The sequence below is a fragment of the Streptomyces sp. NPDC031554 genome, assembly GCF_055580685.1.
The window spans coordinates 1,155,436-1,177,566 of sequence record NZ_JBVIKX010000001.1; the positions used below are offsets into that span (position 1 = coordinate 1,155,436).

Genomic DNA, 22,131 nt, shown 5'->3' on the forward strand with positions numbered 1-22,131 from the left:
GGACCAGGACCGGGGTCGGACGGGACGTCCGTGACGGCGGCCCGCCGGGCCGGGCCGCGAACCGTGCCGCGGGCCGGCCCGCGGGCCGCGCCCCTGCTGTGCGCGCCCACTCAGCTCACCCCGGCCGGGGTCCCGACCTCGCCGGTCCTCTTGAGCTTCTGCCAGCGCAGGCGGCCGCCGGTGAGGGCGGTGACACAGGAGTGGATCAGGACGAGGTACATCATCTGGCGGTAGGCGAGCTGCTGGAGCGGCATCATCAGCAGGTAGCGGTACTTCTCGCGGTCGAGGCGGAAGGCGTACGCGGCGCAGACGAGCTGCACGCCCAGGACCGCGAGCCAGGCCAGCAGGGCCGCCCGGAAGTCGATGAAGATCATCGAGTAGGCGGTGAACACGTCGATCAGCGGCGCGAAGACCGGCGTGACGATCTGGAAGAGGACGACCAGCGGCATGCCGACGCGGCCGAAGCGGCCCGAGGGCCCCCTGTCCGTGAGGGACCCGCGGTGCTTCCACAGGGCCTGCATGGTGCCGTAGGACCAGCGGTAGCGCTGGGACCACAGCTGCTTGAGGGAGCCGGGGGCCTCGGTCCAGGCGCGGGCGTGCTCCTGGTAGACGACGTTCCAGCCGGCGCGGTGCATGGCGATGGTGATGTCGGTGTCCTCGGCGAGGGTGTCCTCGCTCATGCCGCCGACCTCCAGGACGGCGTCCCGGCGGAAGGCGCCGATCGCGCCGGGGATGGTCGGCATGCAGCGCAGCAGGTCGTACATGCGGCGGTCGAGGTTGAAGCCCATGACGTACTCGATGTGCTGCCAGGCGCCGATGACCGTGTTGCGGTTGCCGACCTTGGCGTTGCCGGCGACCGCGCCGACCTTCGGGTCGGCGAACGGCTGGACCAGGTGGCGCACGGTGTCGGGCTCGAAGACGGTGTCGCCGTCCATCATCACGACGATGTCGCAACCGGCGTTTTGGACGCCGTTGTTGAGGGCGGCCGGCTTGCCCGCGTTCTCCTGGCGGATGACGCGGACGTTCGTCATGCCCAGGGCCTCGGCCGCCTCGCGGGATATCTCGGACGTGCCGTCCGTCGATCCGTCGTCCACGACGACGACCTCGATCGGATGGGTGCTGCGCGCCAGCGACTCCAGGGTGTTGGCGATGCACTCCTTCTCGTTGTACGCCGGGACGATCACGCTGACCGGCCGGGTGACGGTCGGCCCCCAGCTGAAGCGGCGTCTGTTGCGCTTGCGGTGGTGACGGCGGGCGAGGATCAGCATCATCCCGAAGCGGCCCATGACGGCCACGCCCACCACGGCCAGTCCGACGGAGAGCGTCGGCACCGTCCACTCGGCGACGGCGACCGCCGCGACGAGCGCCTTGCCCTCGTACAGGAGCACGCCGGTGGCCTCGCGGTGGGCGGCCTGCAGCCCGCCCGCCGCACCCCCGGCCGCACCTGCCCCGGCACCGGCGGAGCCGGCCGCCTCGGCACCGGCCGGGGCGTCGGCGGAGGCACCGGCCGCCTGCTGCTGCCCGGCGGCCTCGCGGGCCGCCGCGCCCTCCTCCTGCATCGCGCCGCTGATGGTGGTGAAGGTGTAGCCGGCCGCCTTCATCTTCTTGATGTACGCCGGCAGCGCGGCGATGGTCTGGGAGCGCTCGCCACCCGCGTCGTGGAAGAGGACCGACGCGCCCTCGCCGTCCTCGGGCGTGGCCCACTCGATGATCTTGGAGACGCCCGGCTTCTTCCAGTCGTCGCTGTCGGTGTCGACGAAGACGCTGGTGTAGCCGTCCTCGCCGAGCCGCTGGTAGACGGGCCAGCTGTAGTTGTCGATGGCGTCCGTCTTGGAGGAGTACGGCGCGCGGAACAGCGTGGTGGTGATGCCCGCCGCGCCCGCGAGCGCCAGCTGGGTCTGCTCCATCTCCCGGTCGACGCGGGCGTCGCTCTGGTAGGAGAGGTCGATGTGGGTGAAGGTGTGGATGCCCACCTCGTCGCCCTGCTCGACCATGTCCTTCACGATGCCCGGGTAGCGCGAGACCATCGACCCGACCAGGAAGAAGGTCCCGGGGACGTCGTACTTCTCGAGGATCTCCAGGACCTGGGGCGTCCAGGTGGGGTCGGGGCCGTCGTCGAAGGTGAGCGCGATCGTCTTGTCCGGGACCGAGACGGTGGTGGCCCGGCCGCCGCGGAAGGTGAGGATCGGGCCGCCGTCGAGGATGTCGTCGGGCACCTTGCTCGCGCCGGCCCCGGTGCGGACCCGCTGGTCGCCGCCGACCTCGGCGCGCAGGTAGCCGTCGAGCAGCATCACGCTGGTGAGCGCGAGCAGCAGCAGCCCCGCCAGGATGACGCGGGGTTTCTGGAGGGCCGCGGCCTTGCCCGCCGCCCGCTCGATACGGGAGGGGGCGCGGCGCCGGCCGCGGGAGGGAATCGTCGTCATGGGGGTGGCTGCGTTCCGGTCAGTTGGCGGCCGCGGAGGCGGGGACGGACGGGGAGACGGGGGCGGACGGGGACGGGGAGGCCGCGCCGGTGGGCGGGGTGGCGCCCGGCAGACCGAGCTGGTCGCCGAGGCCGCCCTCCGGGCGCATCCCGCCGGGGCCCCGGCCCTCTTGGGCGTCGCCGCCGAACGGCAGCAGCGAGGACGGGGCGAGCGAGGTGCCCCAGCCCATGAAGGCGGCGCCGAGGACGGCCGCGTAGACGAGGCAGCCGGCGCCCATGAGGAGGCCGATCCGGCGCAGCAGTCTGGACCGGCGTCCGGAGTTGTCAACGAACACGGGGCCCTCGGCGGCGGAGTCGTCGCCGCGTTTGCGACGGCGACCACGAGCGGCGGCACGGCTTTCGATGGCGGGCTCGGAATGCATTCCCCGGATATTAGGGAGCCTTTATGTGACTCGAACTCCGGTCTTCTTGTGAGAGAGCCGTGAGGAACGGCCGAACCTGTCCCTTGCCTGAGAGATGAGGCGGAGACCCACGGGACCGGCCTTCGGGAGGTCGGGAAAGATCGCGCCTTTTGGTCGTTTTTCAACCCCCTTTTGACCGCATTTATCCCTCACGTGTCCACGTGTTCCCCGTCCGGGCTCGGGCCGCCCGAATGTGAGACATTTCGAGTCCGGGAACGGCATGTGTTTCCGTCCTGAGACAGAAATCACGAGAGCGGGTGCATGCGCAATGAGGAGTTTCCTGAGGCCGGCGGCCGGGCTCACCTGCCTGTTCGCCTTGGCGACGGCGGGATGCTCCGCGGGGTCCGACGGCACGTCGGACGCGGCACCCGCGACACCGCGGCAGAGCGCCGGCGCCAGTCCCGGAGCCGGCGCCGGCGCGACGTCCGGCACGGCGTACGCCCCCTACGTCAACGCCGCGGAGGCCTCCGCCAACGACGCCGCGGGCTCCCCCGCGACGTACAACCTGGCCTTCGTCATCTCCGACGGCAGCGGCTGCACCCCCCGGTGGAACGGCGTCCACGCGGTCGACGACGCGACCGTGGTCTCGCGCGTCTCCGCGCTCACCGCGACGGGCGCCTCGGTGCGGGTCTCCTTCGGCGGCGCGTCCGGCGAGGAGCTGGCGGCCGCCTGCGACAGCGTGGCGGAGCTGACCGAGGCCTACGGCGCGGCGCTCGACGCGGCCGGCTCCACCCGGGCCGACTTCGACATCGAGGGCGAGGAGCTGACCGACCCCGACTCGGTCGCCCTGCGCTCGCGGGCGATAGCCGCGCTCCAGGAGGAACGCCCGGACCTGGAGGTCTCGTTCACCCTCCCGGTGATGCCGTCGGGGCTGGACTCCGACGGCCTCGCGCTGCTGGCCTCGGCGAACAAGTACGACGTCCAGGTGTCCGCCGTCAACCTGATGACGATGAACTACGGGGAGTCGTACACCGGGGACATGGGCGGGTACGCCGTCACCTCGGCCACCGCCGCGCACGCCCAGCTCAAGGAGGTCTTCGGCACGGGGGACGCCGAGGCCTGGAAGGGGATGGCGCTCACCTCGATGATCGGCGTCAACGACGTCGCGGGCGAGACCTTCACGCTCGCGGACGCCGCGCAGGTGCGGGCGTTCGCCGAGGAGAAGGGCGTCTCCTGGGTGTCGATGTGGTCGACGTTCCGGGACCGGCGGTGCGAGGAGGGCACCGACGCGGACGACGCGCTGACCGACTGCAGCGGGGTGGAGCAGGAGGCGGGCGCCTTCGGGGAGGCGTTCTCGGGGTAGCGGGGCTCACCTGGACCGGTGGAGCAGCCGGCCCGCCAGCACCGTGGCCACGCAGCAGGCGGCGCCCCGGGTCCTCAGCGCCGCCTCGTCGGGGACGTCGAAGACCGTGAAGGTGGCGGGCCGGCCGACGAACGGGAGCAGCGGCGCCAGGACGGCCTCCGCCAGGCTCCGCCCGGCCAGCGGGTCGAGACCCGGCTCTCCCCCGGGGTCCTCCGGCCGCTCCTCGACGCGCAGCCCGGCCCGGCGCACGGCGTCCACCACGGCGGGCCGCCGCAACTCCCCGGCGACCGCCACGGTCCCGTGCGCCAGCAGCCGCTGCACGCCCCGCCGTGCGCTCGCGCCCCAGCGGGCGTCGGTCATGGGCAGGGCCGCCAGGGCGGCGCCCGTGAGCGGTTCGGTGCCGAGTTCGCCGGCCTCCCGCGGATCCGGATGGTAGGCCCGCTCCAGCAGTTCGGGCCCGTACGGGTTCAGCAGTCCGGGGGCCAGGAGCCCGGGCCAGCGCCGTACGCGCGCGGTCGGACACGCGGCCGCCAGCTCCTCGTAGGGACCGACGGCCGCGATCTCGCGGCCGTCGACCAGGACCGCGCCGCCGGCCAGGGAGGGCCGCTCGGGGGCACCGGACACCAGCAGGCCGGCGGTGTGGATCGTCAGCACGGGACGGTCAGTTGGAGGCCAGCAGCTTCAGCTCGGGGTGCGCGGTGCCGCCCTCGATCGCGGTGGAGGAGATGTGGGAGACGACCCGCTCGTCGACGGGGTCGTCCGCCGGGTCGTCGTGCACGACGAGGTGTTCGTACGTCGTCGCGCGCTGCGCCGGGACGCGGCCCGCCCTGCGGATCAGGTCGATGATCTCCAGGCGGTTGGAGCGGTGCTTGGCACCGGCGGAGGAGACGACGTTCTCCTCCAGCATGATCGAGCCGAGGTCGTCCGCGCCGTAGTGCAGCGACAGCTGGCCGACCTCCTTGCCCGTGGTCAGCCAGGAGCCCTGGATGTGACGGACGTTGTCGAGGAAGAGGCGGGCGATCGCGATCATCCGCAGGTACTCGAAGAGGGTCGCCTGGGTGCGGCCCTTGAGGTGGTTGTTCTCGGGCTGGTAGGTGTACGGGATGAAGGCCCGGAAGCCGCCCGTCCGGTCCTGTACGTCACGGATCATCCGCAGGTGCTCGATGCGCTCGGCGTTGGTCTCGCCGGTGCCCATCAGCATGGTCGACGTGGACTCCACGCCGAGGCCGTGCGCGATCTCCATGATCTCCAGCCAGCGCTCGCCGGACTCCTTCAGCGGGGCGATCGCCTTGCGCGGGCGGGCGGGGAGCAGTTCGGCGCCGGCGCCGGCGAAGGAGTCGAGCCCGGCGGCGTGGATGCGCCGGATCGCCTCCTCGACGGACACCTTCGAGATCCGCGCCATGTGCTCGATCTCGCTCGCCCCCAGGCTGTGGATGACGAGCTGCGGGAAGTCCTTCTTGATGGCGGAGAAGTGCTCCTCGTAGTACTCCACGCCGTAGTCCGGGTGGTGTCCGCCCTGGAACATGATCTGGGTGCCGCCGAGTTCGACGGTCTCCGCGCACCGGCGCAGGATGTCGTCCAGATCGCGCGTCCAGCCCTTGGCCGTGTCCTTGGGCGCCGCGTAGAAGGCGCAGAACTTGCACGCCGTGACGCACACGTTCGTGTAGTTGATGTTCCGCTCGATGATGTACGTCGCGATGTGCTCGACGCCGGCGTACTGACGGCGGCGCACGGCGTCGGCGGCGGCGCCCAACGCGTGCAGGGGCGCGTCCCGGTAGAGGGCGAGCGCCTCCTCGGGGGTGATCCGCCCACCCTCGGCGGCACGGTCGAGGACGGACTGGAGGTCGGCCTTCTCGGTCACCGGGGCGTCCCTTTCGTCAAGGGTTGTGGACGGACCCGGCCAGCCTACGCCAGCGCCTGTGACCGGCTCACCTCAGGCCGCGTACGCCCCCGCCAGCACACCGGCCCAGGCGCCGGCGATCAGGAACGGCCCGAACGGGATCGCCGTCCGGCGCCCGGCCCGGCCCGCGAGCAGGAGCGCCCCGCCGTACAGCGCGCCCGACAGGAATCCGGCGAGGGTGCCCAGCATGACCGTCGCCCAGCCGTACCAGCCGAGGGCGGCGCCCGCGCCGAGGGCGAGCTTCACGTCGCCGAATCCCATGCCGCCGGGGTTGATCAGGTGCAGCACGAGGTAACCGGCGCCGAGCGCGAGGGAGCCCAGCAGGGCCGTCGTCCAGTCGCCGGCGTGCTCGGGCAGCAGCGCGGCCACGCCGAGCAGGGCGAGGGCGGTGGCCGCGAGGGGCAGGGTGAGGGGGTCGGGCAGCCGCCGCACCCGCAGGTCGACGGCGGCCAGCAGCACCCCGACGGGCGTCAGCGCCAGCCACACGGCCAGCTCGGGCCGGACACCGGTGGCGAGCGCCAGGCCGGCGCAGAGCAGCGCGGTGACGAGGGGGAGGCGGAGGGCGCCGGGGCCGTACGGCGGGTCCGTGCGGGGGCAGCGCGGACAGCGGGCGGGGCCGAGCCAGCCGCGCAGGCGGTGGCCGGCCGGGCAGGTCCGGCGCGGACCCGGGTCGACGAAGCCGGGCCCCTCACCGTCCCCGTCGCCGCCCTCCTCGGGTGCCTCGGGTTCGCCGGGGTCCTCCAGTTCCACCGAGAACCGGTACGCCGCCCGTGGCAGCACCGCTCCCGTCGTCGCGCCCCACACCACGGCGAGGACGATCAGCAGGGCGTCGATCGGCCCACCGGTCAAGGAAATCCGCTCCCTCTCCGCTCGTCGCCGACGCCTTCGCCGGCCCGCCCGTGCCGCCCGCTACCCGACCCGCGACATCCGCGCCACCGGGTCGCCCTCGGCCGGACTCCGCGACCGGTACGTCAGGTCGTCGCCCGTGCGCGTCAACCGCACGGTGTGGGGGGCCGGGTTGCAGCCGTCGTGGTTGGTCGCCGCGCCGACGGAGGTGGCGGTCAGCTCCTTCGGCGTCGCCTTCTCCAGGGTCAGGATGTCGAGGCAGATGCCGCCGAGCACGTCCGTCTGGCGCAGCCGTCCCAGCTCCTGCCCCACGGCGGCCTGTCTCACCGTCAGCCGGAAGGTGCCCATGGGGAGCCGGCCGCCCAGGCCGCTGCCCTGCCCCTCCCAGGTGCCGACGTAGGCGGTGGGCACCGTTGCGGACCCGGCCGGGGCGGTGCCCGCCGGCGGGGCCGGGGAGGACGCGCCGTCGCCCGCGGCGCTGTCCTTGTCGCCGGAGCCCGAACCCGGCATCAGGTCGAGGAGGAACGCCGAGCCCACGGTCACCGCCGCCAGCGCGCCCGCGACCGCGAGCGCCAGGGTGCAGCTCAGCCGCCGCCCGCGTCCGCCCTCGCCGGGCGTCGCCGCGGCCGCGAAGGAGAGGGACACCCCGCCGGGCCGCCGGTCGCCGCCGTCCCCCTCACCGCTGCCGCCGTCGCCCCGCGGCGCCGGCACGGCCGGCGTCGCCCCCGGCATCACCGGCGCCGGCCCGAACTCCCCCACCCTGGCCGGGGCCCGGGCCTCCCCCGTCGCGGCCGGGGCCTGCGCCCCTCCCGCCGGCGTACCGCCGAACCCCACCGAGGCGCTGCTGAAGCCGACCGGCCCGGAGACCGGCTCCGCCCCGGTGCCCGCTCCCGCCGCCTCCAGGTTCAGCAGTTCCACGGCGCCGCGCCCCACCTGTTCCACCAGCCGCCCCGGCAGCCAGCCGGCGGCGACCAGCCGGGCCGCCCCCCGCGGAGCGAGCCGGCGGGCGACCTCCGCCGGGGCGGGCCGCTCGGCCGGTTCCTTGGCCAGGCAGGCCGCGACCAGCTCCCGCAGGTCGCCGTCGAGGGCGCCCAGTTCGGGCTGTTCGTGGACGACCTTGTAGAGCAGGGCGGCCGAGGAGTCGCCGGGGAACGGGGGCTCACCGGTCGTCGCGTACGCCAGGACCGCGCCGAGGGAGAAGACGTCGGCCGCGCCGGTGACGCTCCTGCCGAGGATCTGCTCGGGGGCCATGTAGCCGGGGGAGCCGACCGACACCCCGGTCGAGGTGAGGGACGCGGTGCCGTCCGTGGCGCGGGCGATGCCGAAGTCGATCAGCAGGGGGCCGTCGACGGTGAGCAGGATGTTGGAGGGCTTCACGTCCCGGTGCACCAGGCCCAGTCCGTGGACGGCCGCGAGCGCTTCGCCGAGGCCCGCTCCCAGCACCCGCACCGTGTGCTCGGGCAGCGCGCCGCCGCCCGCCACGGCCGCGGCCAGCGAGGGCCCGGCCGCGTAGGCCGTGGCGACCCAGGGGACGTCGGCCGCCGGGTCGGCGTCCAGGACCGGCGCGGTCCAGGCACCGCCCACCCGCCGGGCGGCGTCGACCTCGCGCCGGAAACGGGCGCGGAACTCCTCGTCGAGCGCGAGGTGCGGGTGCACGATCTTCACGGCGACCGTGCGGCCGCCCGCGCTGCGCCCCAGGTAGACGCGGCCCATCCCGCCGGAGCCGAGCCGGCCGAGCAGCCGGTAGGGGCCCACCTCGGCGGGCTCGCCGGCACCGAGCGGCTGCATGACGACCACCCCTCCCCCGTAGACCCGTGGCCTCCGTGGCCCCGGTGGGGCCGCCAGCAGCCTAGAGCCTGCGCTACGGCTGGAGCAGCTCCACGTGCACGTCGGCCGGGAAACCCGTGGTCGGGCCGACGCGGCGGGCGAACTCGGTGACGGCCGCCAGCTGCGCGGGGCCGAAACGGAAGTCCAGCGTGGTGAAGTACCGCTCCAGCACCTGCTCGTCGAAGGCCTCCCAGCGGGCCGCCTGCTCGGCGACCTTGGCGACCTCCTCCAGGGAGAGGTTGCGGGAGGCGAGGAAGGCCTCGTGGACCTTGCGGGTGATGACCGGCTCGCGCTCCAGGTAGTCCCGGCGGGCGGCCCACACCGCGAAGACGAACGGCAGACCGGTCCACTCCTTCCAGAGCGCGCCGAGGTCGTGCACCTGGAGGCCGTACTTCGGGGCGTCCAGCAGGTTCGCCCGCAGGGCCGCGTCGCCGATGAGGACGGCCGCCTCGGCCTCCTGCATCATCAGGCTGAGGTCGGGCGGGCAGGTGTAGTAGTCGGGCCGGACGCCGTAGCGGTCGGAGAGCAGGAGCTGGGCCAGGCGCACGGAGGTGCGCGACGTGGAGCCGAGGGCGACGCGGGCGCCGTCCAGTTCCTCCAGCGGCACCTGCGAGACGATGACGCAGGACATGACGGGGCCGTCGCAGCCGACGGCGATGTCGGGGAAGGCGACCAGGTCGTCGGCGTTCTTCAGGAACTCGACGAGGGTGACGGGCCCGATGTCGAGCTCCCCCCGCACCAGCCGCTCGCTGAGCTTCTCCGGGGTGTCCTTGGTCAGCTCGAAGTCGAGGAGGGTGCCGGTTCTCGCGAGCCCCCAGTACAGGGGCAGGCAGTTCAGGAACTGGATGTGGCCGACGCGCGGCCGGGTGCGAGAATTGTCCACATCGCGACGATAGACCCCGTCCGGTAGCCTGCGGAGTCCACCCCCCGCCACGGCAGACGTCAACCCCTTTTCCAGATCTTCAAACGTCCGAGTGGCGTGATCTTGACCTCTGTTGCTTTCGGCTGCCCGCGTGCTAGGCTCGCCCGCAAGTTGCAGTTTGGTTTCCCTTGCAGTACAGAGCCTGCGGAGCATGTAACCGCGGGCTCTCGTCGTTTTCAGACGTATGCAGTTGTGCGGCACTAGCTTTCACGCTTGCAGGGTTCTGGAGCAGGGCAACCCTTTGGGCCCAAGGAGGGCTTATGGCTACCGGAACCGTGAAGTGGTTCAACGCCGAAAAGGGCTTTGGCTTCATCGCCCAGGAGGGCGGCGGCCCCGACGTCTTCGTCCACTACTCCGCGATCAACGCGCAGGGTTTCCGTTCGCTCGAGGAGAACCAGCAGGTCTCCTTCGACGTGACCCAGGGCCCGAAGGGCCCGCAGGCGGAGAACGTCACCCCCGTCTGATCGCACCACTCCCTGACGCAAGTCTCTGAGAGCAGTACCCAAGGAGCCCCGCGCCGCAAGGCGACGGGGCTCCTGCCTTTCCGCGACGGCGGGCGTCCGCACCGGCCACCGCGGCACCCGGCGGGCTGTTTCCGTACGGGTCGGGGGCGAGGGCCGTACGCGTGCGTCGGCCGCCGTCCGGGACCGGTGTCGGAGGGACCGGCTACGGTCCCGCGCATGACCGGAGCTCCCGATTTCCTCACCGCCACCCGCACCTTCTACGACGCCGTCGCCGAGGACTACGCCGACCGCTTCCGCGACCTGCACGCGAAGCTCCCCTGGGACCGGGCCGTGTTCGCGGTGTACGCCGAACTCGTCGGCTCCGGCGGGAGGGTGGCCGATCTCGGCTGCGGACCGGGGCGGGTGACCGGCCACCTCGCGTCGCTCGGGCTGTCCCTGTCCGGGCTGGACCTGTCGGAATCGATGCTGGCGGTGGCGCGCCGGGAGAATCCGGGCATCCGGTTCGAGCGGGGTTCGATGCTGGAGCTGCCCCACGGGGACGGCTCGCTGGACGGGCTCGTCTCCTGGTACTCGTCGATCCACACACCGGTGGAGGAACTGCCCCGCCTGTTCGCCGAGTTCCGGCGCGTCCTGCGGCCCGGCGGCCACGCCCTCCTCGCCTTCCAGGTCGGCGACGAGCCCCAGCACCACGACCGGCCCTGGGGCCACCCGGTGTCCCTGGACTTCCACCGCCGCCGGCCGGAGGCCATGGCCGAGCTGCTCACCGACGCCGGTTTCTCCGTACGGTCCCGCACGGTCCGCGCCCCGGAGCCCGACCTCGCCGAGAAGGTGCCGCAGGCCTACCTGATCGCCTGCGCCCAGGATCTGTCACGAAGCTCGCCCCTTTCTGCGTGGTCTTCGGTCTGTTCTGACAACGATCAAGACATTTCGGGGAGATAAGAAGCCAGGAGGGACCGCGAGTCTTGATCGCTACCGAGGCGCTGATTGGCTGGCCGACATGAACGATCTCGGACCCGTTGCGTGGCCGCCTGCACCGATCAGGACTGAGAGGCTCGTGCTGCGTGAGCCCGAGGCCAGGGATCGTGCGGCGTTCGTCGAGCTGCACGCCTCGCCGGAGGTGCACACCTACCTCGGCGGCCCCCGGCCGCGTGACGAGCTTGAGGGCGAGATGCCCGAGGTGCCCGGGCGGCGGTCCGGGAGTTTCGTCGTCGATCTCGACGGGGTGATGATCGGCCAGATCCTGCTCCGGAGAGTAACGGAGCACGTGTGCCCCTCCGCCGTGGGGAAGGTCGATCTCGGCTATCTGTTCCTGCCGCGGGCGTGGGGATTCGGGTATGCCGCCGAAGCGTGCGCAGCGGCACTGGACTGGCTCGAAGACGTGCTTCCGGGTGAGCCGGTGGTGCTCGCCACGCAGACCGCCAACGCTCGCTCGATGCGCCTCGCGGCGAAGCTGGGGTTCACCGAGGCAGAGCGGTTCCGGGCCTGGGACGCCGATCAGTGGCTCGGCCTGCGGGCCCCGGTCACGCCCTCCAGTTGAGTGCGCGCTTCGGCAGGGCGGAACTTTCGCAACGCCGTTGTTCTCGCTGCCGAGGCGCGGCTTTGCGGGTCATGCGGGCGCTGGAAGGAGTGGCGCGAAGGCGCGCTGTTCTCCGGGCTCGTGCAGCCAGGGCACCGAGCGTAGACCTCCGCTCCGGGCACGGCAGGCTCCCGGTGCCGCTGCGCCCCGCCTACGACTCCGGCCCCGTCGGCTTCGCGGACACGGCCCGGCGAGCGGTCTCCCTCCGCGCGGCGAGCGGGAGCTCCGCCCACACCGTCTTGCCCACCTCCCGCTCGTCGACGCCCCACGTCCTCGCGAGCACCGCGACCAGCACCAGGCCCCGGCCGCCCTCCGCCTCCGGGTCCGTCACGATCCGCAGCCACCGGTCGCCCCGCGCGTCGCTCACCTCGACACGGAGCGTGTCCTCGGGGAGGAGCAGCAGCCGCAGTTCGAAGTCCCGCCCCGGCACGCGGCCGTGCGTCACGGCGTTCGCCGCCAGCTCCGCGACGACGTGCTGCGCGGTGTCGTTGGCGTCCCCGCCGTGCGGGTGCCCCCAGGCGTCGAGCTGCTGCGCCGTCAGCCGCCGGGCCAGCCGGGCGCCCCTCGGGGTGGAGCTGAGGCGGAGGGTGAGTTCGCCAAGGGGGGTGGGGATCTGGGTGGAGATTTCGGAATTCACACGACTCAGCCTGACCCGTTGTCCCTACCCTGGCCAAGGGCGCATCCACGACTCTCCGTAGCTGTACGTGTGCGCAGAGAGGCGCGTACGGGGCGTCGGCGCGACCACGGGCACGTGCGAAAGGGCGGGGTGGCATGCAGGAGGACCGCGAGCGGAGGCCGGAGACGCCGGCGGAGTCCGACGGGACGACGGGGCTGTTCACGGCGCTGGGCAAGATGTTGAAGCGGCTGCGCGAGCGGAAGGGGCTGACGCAGAAGGACTTCGGCGTGCTGGTCGGGTACGGCCCGGACGCCATCTCGTCGATGGAGCGGGGGGTACGGCTGATCCGGCCGGAGGTGCTGGAGAAGGCGGACGCCCTGCTGGACGCCGGGGGAATGCTCGCCGACGCGATCCCCGAGGTGCGGGAGGCGATGAGCAGGGTCCGGACGCGGCACCCGGAGTGGTACCGGAGTTACGCCGCCCTGGAGGCGGAGGCGCGCGAGTTGCACTTCTACGCCAACCAGGGCGTGCCGGGCCTGTTGCAGACGGAGGACTACGCACGGGCGGTGTTCTCCCGTCGTCGGCCACTGCTGGACGAGGAGACGATCGGGAAGCGCATTGCCGACCGGCTGGCTCGGCAGCAGATCTTCGGCAAGTGGCCACCGCCCATGTGCAGTTTCGTGTTGGAGGAGGTCGTCTTGGACCGACCGATCGGCGGACGGTCCGTCCATGAGACACAGTTGAAACAGCTGCTTCAGGTCAGCGGCCTGCGGAGCGTGGAGATCCAAGTGATGCCGACCAGCATCGAGGACCATCCCAACATGGGAGGGGCATTCAACTTGCTGACCCCCCAGAGGCACCCGCAGGTTGCGTATACCGAAATCCAGGAATATCCCCGGCTGATCACTGATCCGGAGGAGGTCAGGAAGATCGTCGACCGCTATGGCATGATCCGGGCGATGGCCCTCCCGCCCAGAGAATCAAGGGCGTTGATCGACGAGAAGCTGGGAGAGTTGTGAATAGCCAAGAACTCAACTGGTTCAAGTCCAGCTACAGCGACGGAGGCGGCGGCGAATGCCTCGAAGCCGCCGTCTGTCCCGCCGCCGTCCACGTCCGTGACTCCAAGAACCCCGGCGGTCCCGCCCTGAGCCTCTCCCCCGCCGCCTGGGCGCGCTTCCTCCCCTACGGCAGCAGCGGGTCCTCGTCCAGCACCGGCGGAGCCGCCAGCGCGGCCTCGTAGGCGTCGCGGGGGAACTCGTAGGGGCCCATGGCCAGTTCCCCCCACTGCTCCCGGTAGGGCTGGCGGAAGGACGACCAGGTCACCGTCGTGGGGGTGAGGGCGATCCGGGCCATGAGGGGCCAGCAGCCCCAGACGCCGCAGGAGCAGCCGAGGAGCGGCACGGTGTCCCCCGCCGCGCGGAAGTGGTCCTCGAACTCCGTCACGCCCAGGCCGTCGTGCTGGGCCCGGACCTGCTCGGCGGTCTCCCTCTCGTCCTCGGCCTCGTCGTCGAACTCCCCCGCCAGTTCGGCCCGCCACAGCGGGTACGTCGCCTCCCCGACGAGCGTGCGCAGGTCGGTCCCGTCGACCCGGACGCCCCACACCCGGTGGTCCGGGTGGTCCGGGCTCCCGGCCGGCGGGTAGTGGAAGAACTCGATGGCGTTCACGACCGGCATCCTGCCCGGCCGTGGCGCCCCGCCGCGAGCCCTTTACCGCGGGTACAGGCCCTCCACCGCGTCGGCGAAGTCCCGCAGGACCGCCTCGCGGCGCAGTTTCATCGAGGGGGTGAGGTGGCCCTCCGCCTCGGTGAGGTCGCGGGGCAGGACGGCGAAGCGGCGGATCGACTCGGGGCGGGAGACCAGCTTGTTGGCCTCGTCGACCGCGCGCTGGAGGACGACGTTCAACTCCTCGTCGTCGATGAGGAGTTCGACCGGGACGGGGTGCTTGCCGTTCATCTGGCGCCAGTGGGTCAGGCCGTCGGGGTCCAGGGTGAGCAGGGCGCCGACGTAGGGGCGGCCGTCGCCCAGGACCATGGCCTGGGAGATCAGGGGGTGCGAGCGCAGCCAGTTCTCCAGCGGGGCGGGGGCGACGCTCTTGCCGCCGGAGGTGATGATCAGCTCCTTCTTGCGGCCGGTGATCGTGAGGTAGCCCTCGTCGTCCAGTTCGCCGAGGTCGCCGGTGGCCAGCCAGCCGTCGGGGGCGGCGGGGACGACCCCGCCGGCCGCCGGGTCCCAGTAGCCGCGCAGGACGTGGCCGCCGGCGATGAGTATCTCGCCGTCGGCCGCTATCCGGATCTTCGTGCCGGGCAGCGGCCAGCCGACGGTGCCCAGGCGGGGCTTCATCGGCGGGGTGACCGTGGAGGCGCCGGTGGTCTCGGTGAGGCCGTAGCCCTCGTAGATCTCGATGCCCGCGCCGGAGTAGAAGGCGGCGAGGCGGCGGCCCAGCGGGGAGCCGCCGCAGATGGCGTGCCGGACCCGGCCGCCCATCGCGCTGCGGATGCGGCGGTAGACCAGCGGGTCGTAGAGGGCGCGGGCCGCGCGCAGGGCGGCGCCGGGGCCGCTGCCGCCCGCGTTGTGGGCCTCGACGGCCTCGCCGTAGCGGACGGCGGTGTTCACGGCGCGGTCGAAGGTGGACGTCCGGCCGCCCGCCTCCGCCTTCGCGCGGGCGGTGTTGAAGATCTTCTCCAGCATGTACGGGATGGCGAGCAGGCAGGTGGGTCTGAACGCGGCCAGGTCCGGGAGGAGTTCGTCGGCCTTCAGGCTCGGGGCGTGGCCGAGGCGGACGCGGGCGCGGACGCAGGCGATGGCGACCATCCTCCCGAAGACGTGCGACATGGGGAGGAAGAGGAGGACGGACAGGTCGTCGGTGGAGGACCTGAAGACCGGGTAGAGCAGCTCGATGGCGTTGTCGACCTCGGCGAAGAAGTTCCCGTGGGTGAGCGCGCAGCCCTTGGGGCGGCCGGTGGTTCCCGAGGTGTAGATGAGGGTGGCGAGGGTGTCGGGGACCAGCATGCCCCGGCGGACGTCGACCTCGGTCTCCGGGACGTGCCGCTCGCCCAGTTCGGCGAGGCGGTCCACGTGGCCCTTCTCGATGACCCAGATGTGGTGCAGGTCGGGCAGCCGGTCGCGTTCGGGGCCGACGGCCGCCGCCTGCGCGACCGTCTCGGTGACGAGGGCGACCGCGCCGGAGTCCTGGAGGATCCACCGGGTCTGGAAGACGGAGGAGGTCGGGTAGACGGGGACGGTGACCAGTCCGGCCGCCCAGGCGGCGAAGTCGAGGAGCGTCCACTCGTACCTCGTACGGGCCATGACGGCGATCCGGTCGCCCGGCATCAGCCCTTCGCCGATCAGCCCCTTGGCCACGGCGAGGACCTCGGCGGCGAACTGCCGTGCCGTCACGTCCGTCCACCGGCCCTCGGCGTCCCTGCGGCTGAGGACCACCGTGTCGGGGGCCTCCGCCGCGTTGTCGAACGGCAGCTCGGCGAGCGAGCCGTGCGTCGTGGGGCGCGCGAACACCGGCATCGCCGCCTCCCGCACGACACCGTCCAGCCTGCGGATCTCGGGTTCCACCAGGGCGGGGGGAGCGTCGTAGCCGGCGAAGGCCGGGGTGGAGGACGAGTACGGGGTGGACACGGGCGGCTCCCTGGGCGTGCAGCGACCGGACTGCTTGCTGCATGAGGTACGTGCCTCGCACGTCGAGGCGTTCAACCGGGACGGACCCGCAGAAAGGGACCGCTCCCTGATCAGGAAGGGGATCGTACGGGGCTGACGTGTGGGGATCGTGCGGGTTCGGGGGTGTTCGTGGGCCGGGGCTGTGCAACCTGCCGGAGCGGGCGCCGAAGGCTTTACCGGCGGTAACCTTACTTCAGAGTAAGGATCTGGGAGAGGGGAAACCGTGCAGAGGGAAGAAACAGGACCGGCCGGCCCGAGCGCGTCCCGCCGGCAGGGGGCGGACACCGCGGCCGTTGCGGCGCTCTCCGCTCCCCCGGCCCTCGGTCCGCTCCTCGCCCGCGGCGCGCTCCTGTCGCCCTTCAGGCGGCCCCGCCCCGGCGCCGCCTTCTCCGGCGGGGCGCTCGCCCTGCCCCGGCTGCGCGTCGACCCCGTCCGGCTGGCCGCCTACGAGCGGGTGTGCGGCTTCCCGACCGGCGACGACGCCCTGCCGGTCACCTACCCGCACGTCCTGGGCTTCCCCCTGGCCATGCGGATCATGAGCGGCCGCGCCTTCCCCCTCCCGCTGCTCGGCCTGGTCCACACGTCGCTCTCCGTCACCCGGCACCGGCCCCTCCCGGCCGCCGGGACGTACGAACTCCTCGTCCGTGTCGACCGGTTGGCCCCGCACCGGCGCGGCACGGAGGCCGTCGTCGTCACGGAGCTGCGGCAGGAGGGGGAGACGGTGTGGGAGTCGGAGAGCGCCTACCTCGCCCGGCACCGGACGCCGGACCGGGAGGGCGGCCGGGCCCCGTCGGACGCGGAGGGCCCGCTGCCCGCGGTGGCCGAGTGGCGGCTCGGCGCCGACGTCGGACGGCGGTACGCGGCCGTCTCCGGGGACCGCAACCCCCTCCACCTCTCCCCGCTCACCGCCCGCCTCCTCGGCTTCCCCCGCGCCGTCGCCCACGGCATGTGGACCGCGGCCCGCTGCCTCGCCGCCCACGGCACCCCGGACGCCGCACGCGTCCGCGTCGGCTTCCGGGCTCCCGTCCTGCTGCCGGGCACGGTGGCCTTCGCGGCGGAGGCGGGACGGTTCGAACTGCGCGGGACGGGCGGGGAGGGGCGCGTGCACCTGCGGGGGCGGGTGGAGCCGGTGTCCCCGGCCGGCTGAACGGCCTGGGCGCGAGGGTCCGGGCCGGGGGTCCGGGCCGGGGGTCCGGGCCGGGGGTCCGGGCCGGGGGTCCGGGCCGGGGGTCCGGGCCGGGGGTCCGGGCCGGGGGTCCGGGCCAAGGCCTCGGTCCAGGGCCTCGGTCCGGGGCGCTTGTCCGAGGTCCCGGTTCAGGACTCCGGTGGGGTCCAGGGCCGGCCGGTCATCAGGTTGCCCAGGCCCGCCCAGGCGAAGTTCATCAAGGTGGCCGCCGCCTGGCGGGGGGTGACCGATCCGGTCGTGTTGGCCCAGGCGGCCAGGGACTCGGCGGCGCCCACCAGGGCCTCGGCCAGGCCCGCCACCTCCCGGTCGGGCAGGTCCGGGTCGCGGTGCGCCTCGCGGGCGGCGACCGCGATCAGCTGGGTCACGAACGCCACGATCTCCGCGCGCATCGCCGTGACCTCGGCCGCGAACGTCTCGCCGTGGGTGCGGGCCTGGATGTGCAGGACGGACCAGGCGTGCGGGTGGCGGCCGGTGTGCGCGAAGAACGCCAGCAGGCCCTCCCAGAGCTGGCGATCGGCCGTCAGCTCCGTGTCCACCCCCGCGCGCACCGCCTCGACGAGCGCCTTGGCCTCGCGCCGGATGCACGCGGTGAACAGGTCTTCCTTGGAGTTCAGGTACAGGTAGACCAGCGGCTTGGACACCCCCGCCAGCTCGGCGATCTCGTCCATCGAGGCGACCATGTACCCGCGCCGCCCGAAGGTCTCCACGGCGGCGTCCAGCATCTGCTGCTCACGGACCGCACGCGGCATCCGCTTGGTCTTCACGGCACCCATGGGAGCCAAGACTAGTGCGGACCCGCGCACTTGGCCGGGAGAGCGGCGGTCACCGCTCGGCGCCGGCCTGGAAGGTACGGCGCGCCCACAGGTAGCCGAGCAGGGCGAGCCCCACGCACCAGGCGAGGCCCACGACCGCGCTGGAGCCGATCCCGGTGCCGAGCCACAGACCGCGCAGGGTCTCGATGACCGGGGTGAACGGCTGGTACTCGGCGAACCAGCGCAGGCCGGCCGGCATGGAATCGGTCGGCACGACGGCGCTGCCGACGAAGGGCAGGAAGGTCAGCGGCATCGGGATGTTGCTGGCGGTCTCCGGGTTCCTGGCGACCAGGCCGATGCCCGCGGAGAGCCAGGTGAGCCCGAGCGTGAGCAGGGTGAGCAGGCCGAGCGCGGCGGCCCACTCCACGGGCGTCGCGTCGGGACGGAAGCCCATCAGCAGGGCGGCCCCGATGACGAGCGCGACGCTGGTCATCGTCTGGATCACGCCCGCGACGACGTGGCCGGTCAGGAAGGCGGTCCGGGAGACCGGCATCGTGCGGAAGCGGTTGACGATGCCCTCGGTCTTGTCGACGCACACGCTGATCGCGGTGGTCAGGGCGCCGGAGGTGGCGGCCATCAGGATGATGCCGGGCGCGACGTAGTCGATGTAGTCGCCGCCGCCGGTGGGCAGGCCGCTGATGCCGGCGCCCAGGGCGTTGCCGAAGACGTAGGTGAACAGCAGCAGCATCATCAGGGGCATGATGACGACGGTGAGCGTCAGGGACGGGTAGCGCAGGGCCTTCTTGAGGTTGCGCCGCAGCATCGTCCTGGAGTCCCGGGCGGCGTAGGACACGGTGGCCATCAGACGTTCTCCTTCGGCGATGCGGCGGTGCCGGCGGTGTCGGCGGGGCGGGGCCGGCCGGTGAGGGTCAGGAAGACGTCGTCGAGGTCGGGGGTGTGCACGGTGAGCGACTCGGCCCGTGCCCCGGTGGCCTCCAGGGTGTCGAGAACGGCCCGCAGGTCGGCGACGGAGCCGTCGCCGGGGATCTGGAGGGTGAGGGAGTCCTCGTCGCGGGTGCCGATGCCGAAGGCGGCCACGGCGGTGTCCAGTGCCCGGAGGTCGGCGAAGCGCACCCGGACGTGCCCGCCGGGGATGCGCCGCTTCAGCTCCTCGGGGGTGCCCTCGGCGATCAGCCGGCCGTGGTCCAGCACGGCGATCCGGTCGGCGAGCTGGTCGGCCTCCTCCAGGTACTGGGTGGTCAGGAAGACGGTCACGCCGTCGTCGGCGACGAGGGCGCGGATGATCTCCCACATGGTGCGCCGGCTGCGCGGGTCGAGTCCCGTGGTGGGCTCGTCGAGGAAGATGACCCGGGGGTCGCCGACCAGGGTCATCGCCAGGTCCAGCTTGCGCCGCATACCGCCGGAGAAGGTGGCGGCCGTCTTGTCCGCCACCTCGGCCAGGTCGAAGCGGCGCAGCAGGTCGGCGGCCCGCCGCCGGCCCTCGCTCCGGTCCAGGTGGTGCAGGTCCGCCATGAGGAGCAGGTTCTCCTCGGCGGTCAGCAGGTTGTCGACCGCCGAGAACTGGCCGGTGACGCCGATCAGGGTGCGCACCTCGTCGGCGTCCCGGGTCAGGTGGCGGCCCGCGATCCGGGCCTCGCCCGCGTCGGCGCCGATGAGCGTGGAGAGGATCTCCACGGTGGTGGTCTTGCCGGCGCCGTTGGGCCCGAGCAGCGCGAAGACGGTGCCTTCGGCGATGCTCAGTTCGATGCCGTCGAGCACGAGCTTCTCGCCGTAGGACTTGCGCAGTCCGGTGGCGGTGATCGCCGGCGCCGGCCGGTGTGCGGCGGCCGGCGCGGACGTCTGGGTGGAAGTCATGCCGCTTCCCTTTCCGGGAGGGGGAGGGGGGTGTGCGGGGTCAGGCGCGGCGGATCAGGATGTCGCCGGCGCCGGTGCGGGCGTGCACCTCGACGGTCTCGTCGGAGTCCGCGGGGCCGTCGGAGGGGCCGAGCGCGTTGCGCACGGTGCCGAACTTGGTGGTCACGTCGAGCCAGGCGGCGGTGCCCTCGTGGATGCCGACCTCGACGTCGCCGACCGAGGTGCGCAGTTCGACGCGGCCGCGGCTCACGTCGCCGACGCGGACGCGGCCGTTGGACGACATCGCCTCGACGTCGGCGTGGGCGACGCCGATCTCGATGCGGCCGTTGGCGGACCTGGCGACGACGGCGCCGTGCGCGACGGCGACGGAGATGTCGCCGTTGGCCGCGTTGGCCTTCAGGGCGCCGCCCACCTCGCCGATCCCGGTCACGCCGTTGCCGTTCTTGACGGTCGCCGCGCCGGCGACCGCGCCGATCTCGATCCGGCCCGCGCCGACGACCTCGACGTCCGCGGTCGCGCGGGTCAGGCGGATGTCGCCGAGGTCGGTCCTCAGGTCGGCGCCGGCCACGTCGTCGGCCTGCAGGCCGCCGAGCGAGGTCTTGAGCGCGACGTCCCCGAGGCGGCCCTCGCAGAGGAGGTCGCCCATGGCGGTGGTGCCCCGGACGTCCGATCCGGCGGGCAGTTCGATGCTCACCTCGACGGCGCCCGGCTTGCCGAACAGGGACCGCTTCTTCGGGGTCCTGACCGTCAGGCGGCCGCCCGAGCAGGTGACCTGGGTCTGCTGCACGGCGCGTACGTCGTGGTCGTCGGAGCCGTTCCTCGGCAGCACCTCCACGACCGTGTCGGTGCGCTCGCCCGCGGTGACGCGGGCGGTGCCGACCTCCAGCTCGAGGACGACGGAGATCGGTTCGGGGGTCTCGAAAGCAGGCATGGCTGTGCCGTCCTCTTGGCTCGGTGGGGTGTTTCCGCTGGTGGGGCGGGTGAGAGGTGACGTCGGCGGATCGGTCGGCGATCCGCCGGTGAAGGGGTGGCGCGCGGTGGCCGGCGGGGCCTAGCGGACCCAGCCGGTGAAGCCGCGGCCGCCCGCGCCCGTGCCCTTGCCGCGGCCCGGCGGGGCGGCGCGCTCGCCGCCGTCCAGCGCGACGGACACGGCCCGCACCAGCCAGGCGTTGACCGACAGGCCCTCGGCCGCCGCGGCGTCCTCGGCGCGGGCCTTGAGGTGGGCGGGGAGACGGAAGTTGATCCGCGCCATGGCGCCGTCGTCGGCGTCCGCCGGCGGCGGGGCGGGCGCGACGGGGGCCGCGAGCGGCTCCCGCGCCTCCGCGAACGGCTCGGCGGCGGGCGGTGCCGTCACCACGAACTCCGGGTCGAGTCCGCGCAGCCGTACGTCGACCGAGCCCGGCGCCAGCTCCCGCGTGACCTCGCCCATGGCGGCGGACAGCGCGTTGAGGAGGGTCAGGCGGGCGGCGGACTCCAGGGGGGCGGTGAGCCGCTCGGCGAGGGCGCGGGCGTCGTCGCCACCGGCGTTCGCGGCGACGGCCAGTTCGTGCCGGAGGTTGTCGACGTAGGGGGTGAGGTCCATGACGCCATGATGGCACACACATGGCGCCACGCGCGAGCCTTAATGGCACCTTCTTGGCGTTAGCCGCTCCGACCTGGCGTTTCCTTCCGGAATCGGCGCGCCGGAACGCCGCCGTCGCACACTCGGAGGCGGCGGGGGATTTACCGTGGCGCCATACGACACCACGATGGCGCCATCGAGGCCACCGAGGGCGTCGGCGCGTGGCCCGCGGGGATGCACGCGGACGGGTCCCGGTGCACGTGAACGGGTCCCGGCCCCGGCGCACGCGGACGGGCCGCGGCCCCCGCACACGCGAACGGGCCGCGGTCACGGCCTCAGCCGTTCACCGCAGCCCGCATGGTCCCGCCCTCCGGGGGACGGGCGCCCGCCTACGAGGGCTGGCTCTGAGCCCGGGGGGAGTCGGCCGCCTCGTCCTCCTGGGAGCGACTGGACTCCAGGCCCGCCTTCATCCGGTCCACCCTGCGCACCACCGTCTCCGAGGCGCGGTCGCGCTCCTTGCGCAGCAGGACGAAGCTGATCGGCGCGGACAGCACCAGCGCGAGCAGCACGATCCACATGCCGTTGGAGTCACCCAGGCCACGCGGGAAGACGCCGAGGTACACGAGTCCCCAGACGGCCGCGAAACAGCCGACGAAGACACCGAGGCGCATCAGCGTGTAGCGGAGCATCTCAACCCACTCTTCCGTCTCTGGGCCCCCCGCGGGGGAGGCGAAAAGGTCCCGAAGGTCCC

Annotated in this window: 23 protein-coding genes; 7 read left to right on the forward strand and 16 right to left on the reverse strand. The window is 73.0% G+C overall.

Going from position 1 to position 22,131, the window contains the following annotated elements:
• Positions 1-110 precede the first annotated feature (110 nt).
• Together ACZ5FU_RS05135 and ACZ5FU_RS05140 are read right to left on the reverse strand one after the other, a co-directional pair.
• The gene (locus ACZ5FU_RS05135; protein ID WP_469044440.1) at positions 111-2,423 is read right to left on the reverse strand and encodes a bifunctional polysaccharide deacetylase/glycosyltransferase family 2 protein; all 2,313 of its coding nucleotides are present in this window, start codon (positions 2,421-2,423) and stop codon (positions 111-113) included.
• Between the two features lie 19 nt (positions 2,424-2,442).
• The gene (locus ACZ5FU_RS05140) at positions 2,443-2,844 is read right to left on the reverse strand and encodes a hypothetical protein (RefSeq protein ID WP_469044441.1); all 402 of its coding nucleotides are present in this window, start codon (positions 2,842-2,844) and stop codon (positions 2,443-2,445) included.
• 307 nt (positions 2,845-3,151) lie between these two features.
• Here ACZ5FU_RS05140 and ACZ5FU_RS05145 point away from each other — a divergent pair, with 307 nt between their 5' ends.
• Positions 3,152-4,186 (forward strand): chitinase, encoded by a 1,035-nt coding sequence (locus tag ACZ5FU_RS05145; protein ID WP_468833736.1) that lies wholly within the window; start codon positions 3,152-3,154, stop codon positions 4,184-4,186.
• Between the two features lie 6 nt (positions 4,187-4,192).
• Here the strand turns inward: ACZ5FU_RS05145 and ACZ5FU_RS05150 are convergent, their stop codons facing one another.
• The 5 genes from ACZ5FU_RS05150 to ACZ5FU_RS05170 form a co-directional block, all read right to left on the reverse strand.
• Positions 4,193-4,840, reverse strand: a complete 648-nt coding sequence (locus ACZ5FU_RS05150; protein WP_451777657.1) for an amidohydrolase family protein — start codon at positions 4,838-4,840, stop codon at positions 4,193-4,195.
• Positions 4,841-4,847: 7 nt separating this feature from the next.
• Positions 4,848-6,047 carry a cyclic dehypoxanthinyl futalosine synthase gene (mqnC, locus tag ACZ5FU_RS05155; RefSeq protein WP_451527069.1) on the reverse strand — a complete coding sequence of 400 codons (1,200 nt, stop codon included), beginning with the start codon at positions 6,045-6,047 and terminating at the stop codon, positions 4,848-4,850.
• 72 nt (positions 6,048-6,119) lie between these two features.
• Complete coding sequence (locus tag ACZ5FU_RS05160; protein ID WP_468643177.1) at positions 6,120-6,935, reverse strand: prepilin peptidase; 816 nt, start codon at positions 6,933-6,935, stop codon at positions 6,120-6,122.
• 60 nt (positions 6,936-6,995) lie between these two features.
• Positions 6,996-8,720 carry a serine/threonine-protein kinase gene (locus ACZ5FU_RS05165; protein WP_468643180.1) on the reverse strand — a complete coding sequence of 575 codons (1,725 nt, stop codon included), beginning with the start codon at positions 8,718-8,720 and terminating at the stop codon, positions 6,996-6,998.
• 73 nt (positions 8,721-8,793) lie between these two features.
• Complete coding sequence (locus tag ACZ5FU_RS05170) at positions 8,794-9,642, reverse strand: menaquinone biosynthetic enzyme MqnA/MqnD family protein (RefSeq protein ID WP_451527072.1); 849 nt, start codon at positions 9,640-9,642, stop codon at positions 8,794-8,796.
• Positions 9,643-9,941: 299 nt separating this feature from the next.
• Between ACZ5FU_RS05170 and ACZ5FU_RS05175 the strand changes: the two genes are divergently transcribed.
• The 3 genes from ACZ5FU_RS05175 (at position 9,942) to ACZ5FU_RS05185 (ending at position 11,682) form a co-directional block, all read left to right on the forward strand.
• A complete protein-coding gene (locus ACZ5FU_RS05175) occupies positions 9,942-10,145 on the forward strand; it encodes a cold-shock protein (protein WP_003974443.1) in 204 nt (67 codons plus the stop codon).
• 216 nt (positions 10,146-10,361) lie between these two features.
• Complete coding sequence (locus tag ACZ5FU_RS05180) at positions 10,362-11,084, forward strand: class I SAM-dependent DNA methyltransferase (protein WP_468643182.1); 723 nt, start codon at positions 10,362-10,364, stop codon at positions 11,082-11,084.
• Positions 11,085-11,142: 58 nt separating this feature from the next.
• Complete coding sequence (locus ACZ5FU_RS05185; RefSeq protein ID WP_468643184.1) at positions 11,143-11,682, forward strand: GNAT family N-acetyltransferase; 540 nt, start codon at positions 11,143-11,145, stop codon at positions 11,680-11,682.
• Between the two features lie 190 nt (positions 11,683-11,872).
• Here the strand turns inward: ACZ5FU_RS05185 and ACZ5FU_RS05190 are convergent, their stop codons facing one another.
• The gene (locus ACZ5FU_RS05190) at positions 11,873-12,358 is read right to left on the reverse strand and encodes an ATP-binding protein (RefSeq protein ID WP_468643186.1); all 486 of its coding nucleotides are present in this window, start codon (positions 12,356-12,358) and stop codon (positions 11,873-11,875) included.
• 134 nt (positions 12,359-12,492) lie between these two features.
• On the opposite strand from ACZ5FU_RS05190, the gene ACZ5FU_RS05195 reads away from it, so the two are divergent.
• A complete protein-coding gene (locus tag ACZ5FU_RS05195; RefSeq protein ID WP_469044511.1) occupies positions 12,493-13,356 on the forward strand; it encodes a helix-turn-helix domain-containing protein in 864 nt (287 codons plus the stop codon).
• Entirely contained in the window at positions 13,353-13,577 is a 225-nt protein-coding gene (locus ACZ5FU_RS05200; protein ID WP_469044513.1) for a DUF397 domain-containing protein, read from the forward strand. The genes ACZ5FU_RS05195 and ACZ5FU_RS05200 overlap by 4 nt, the downstream gene beginning before the upstream one ends.
• Here the strand turns inward: ACZ5FU_RS05200 and ACZ5FU_RS05205 are convergent.
• Both ACZ5FU_RS05205 and ACZ5FU_RS05210 read right to left on the reverse strand, forming a co-directional pair.
• Positions 13,520-14,011, reverse strand: a complete 492-nt coding sequence (locus ACZ5FU_RS05205) for a hypothetical protein (RefSeq protein ID WP_451529497.1) — start codon at positions 14,009-14,011, stop codon at positions 13,520-13,522. The genes ACZ5FU_RS05200 and ACZ5FU_RS05205 overlap by 58 nt on opposite strands.
• A 33-nt stretch (positions 14,012-14,044) precedes the next feature.
• Entirely contained in the window at positions 14,045-15,967 is a 1,923-nt protein-coding gene (locus ACZ5FU_RS05210; RefSeq protein ID WP_469044514.1) for an AMP-dependent synthetase/ligase, read from the reverse strand.
• Between the two features lie 262 nt (positions 15,968-16,229).
• Between ACZ5FU_RS05210 and ACZ5FU_RS05215 the strand changes: the two genes are divergently transcribed.
• On the forward strand, positions 16,230-17,153 hold the full coding sequence (locus ACZ5FU_RS05215) for a MaoC family dehydratase (RefSeq protein WP_451777639.1): 924 nt from the start codon (positions 16,230-16,232) through the stop codon (positions 17,151-17,153).
• A gap of 167 nt (positions 17,154-17,320) precedes the next feature.
• Here ACZ5FU_RS05215 and ACZ5FU_RS05220 read toward each other — a convergent pair whose 3' ends face one another.
• From ACZ5FU_RS05220 to ACZ5FU_RS05245, 6 genes are all read right to left on the reverse strand, one after another.
• Positions 17,321-17,965, reverse strand: coding sequence for a TetR/AcrR family transcriptional regulator (locus ACZ5FU_RS05220; protein WP_451529500.1), 645 nt, complete (start codon positions 17,963-17,965; stop codon positions 17,321-17,323).
• A 49-nt stretch (positions 17,966-18,014) separates the two neighbouring features.
• Positions 18,015-18,806 (reverse strand): ABC transporter permease, encoded by a 792-nt coding sequence (locus ACZ5FU_RS05225; protein WP_451529501.1) that lies wholly within the window; start codon positions 18,804-18,806, stop codon positions 18,015-18,017.
• Positions 18,806-19,819 carry an ATP-binding cassette domain-containing protein gene (locus ACZ5FU_RS05230; protein WP_469044586.1) on the reverse strand — a complete coding sequence of 338 codons (1,014 nt, stop codon included), beginning with the start codon at positions 19,817-19,819 and terminating at the stop codon, positions 18,806-18,808. The genes ACZ5FU_RS05225 and ACZ5FU_RS05230 overlap by 1 nt, the downstream gene beginning before the upstream one ends.
• A gap of 40 nt (positions 19,820-19,859) precedes the next feature.
• Positions 19,860-20,750 (reverse strand): DUF4097 family beta strand repeat-containing protein, encoded by an 891-nt coding sequence (locus ACZ5FU_RS05235; protein WP_469044588.1) that lies wholly within the window; start codon positions 20,748-20,750, stop codon positions 19,860-19,862.
• 120 nt (positions 20,751-20,870) lie between these two features.
• The gene (locus ACZ5FU_RS05240; RefSeq protein WP_469044589.1) at positions 20,871-21,401 is read right to left on the reverse strand and encodes a toxin-antitoxin system HicB family antitoxin; all 531 of its coding nucleotides are present in this window, start codon (positions 21,399-21,401) and stop codon (positions 20,871-20,873) included.
• Positions 21,402-21,769: 368 nt separating this feature from the next.
• Positions 21,770-22,069, reverse strand: coding sequence for a DUF4229 domain-containing protein (locus tag ACZ5FU_RS05245; RefSeq protein ID WP_451529505.1), 300 nt, complete (start codon positions 22,067-22,069; stop codon positions 21,770-21,772).
• Positions 22,070-22,131 lie beyond the last annotated feature (62 nt).

Bases quoted from the DNA above. Each gene is read 5' to 3' on its own strand.
- ACZ5FU_RS05230 (WP_469044586.1), bottom strand. From the start codon at position 19,819: ATGACTTCCACCCAGACGTCCGCGCCGGCCGCCGCACACCGGCCGGCG.
- ACZ5FU_RS05245 (WP_451529505.1), bottom strand. From the start codon at position 22,069: ATGCTCCGCTACACGCTGATGCGCCTCGGTGTCTTCGTCGGCTGTTTC.
- ACZ5FU_RS05140 (WP_469044441.1), bottom strand. From the start codon at position 2,844: ATGCATTCCGAGCCCGCCATCGAAAGCCGTGCCGCCGCTCGTGGTCGC.
- ACZ5FU_RS05195 (WP_469044511.1), top strand. From the start codon at position 12,493: ATGCAGGAGGACCGCGAGCGGAGGCCGGAGACGCCGGCGGAGTCCGAC.
- ACZ5FU_RS05135 (WP_469044440.1), bottom strand. From the start codon at position 2,423: ATGACGACGATTCCCTCCCGCGGCCGGCGCCGCGCCCCCTCCCGTATC.
- ACZ5FU_RS05145 (WP_468833736.1), top strand. From the start codon at position 3,152: ATGAGGAGTTTCCTGAGGCCGGCGGCCGGGCTCACCTGCCTGTTCGCC.
- ACZ5FU_RS05220 (WP_451529500.1), bottom strand. From the start codon at position 17,965: ATGGGTGCCGTGAAGACCAAGCGGATGCCGCGTGCGGTCCGTGAGCAG.
- ACZ5FU_RS05205 (WP_451529497.1), bottom strand. From the start codon at position 14,011: ATGCCGGTCGTGAACGCCATCGAGTTCTTCCACTACCCGCCGGCCGGG.
- ACZ5FU_RS05240 (WP_469044589.1), bottom strand. From the start codon at position 21,401: ATGGACCTCACCCCCTACGTCGACAACCTCCGGCACGAACTGGCCGTC.
- ACZ5FU_RS05185 (WP_468643184.1), top strand. From the start codon at position 11,143: ATGAACGATCTCGGACCCGTTGCGTGGCCGCCTGCACCGATCAGGACT.
- ACZ5FU_RS05235 (WP_469044588.1), bottom strand. From the start codon at position 20,750: ATGCCTGCTTTCGAGACCCCCGAACCGATCTCCGTCGTCCTCGAGCTG.
- ACZ5FU_RS05175 (WP_003974443.1), top strand. From the start codon at position 9,942: ATGGCTACCGGAACCGTGAAGTGGTTCAACGCCGAAAAGGGCTTTGGC.
- ACZ5FU_RS05180 (WP_468643182.1), top strand. From the start codon at position 10,362: ATGACCGGAGCTCCCGATTTCCTCACCGCCACCCGCACCTTCTACGAC.
- ACZ5FU_RS05165 (WP_468643180.1), bottom strand. From the start codon at position 8,720: ATGCAGCCGCTCGGTGCCGGCGAGCCCGCCGAGGTGGGCCCCTACCGG.
- ACZ5FU_RS05225 (WP_451529501.1), bottom strand. From the start codon at position 18,806: ATGGCCACCGTGTCCTACGCCGCCCGGGACTCCAGGACGATGCTGCGG.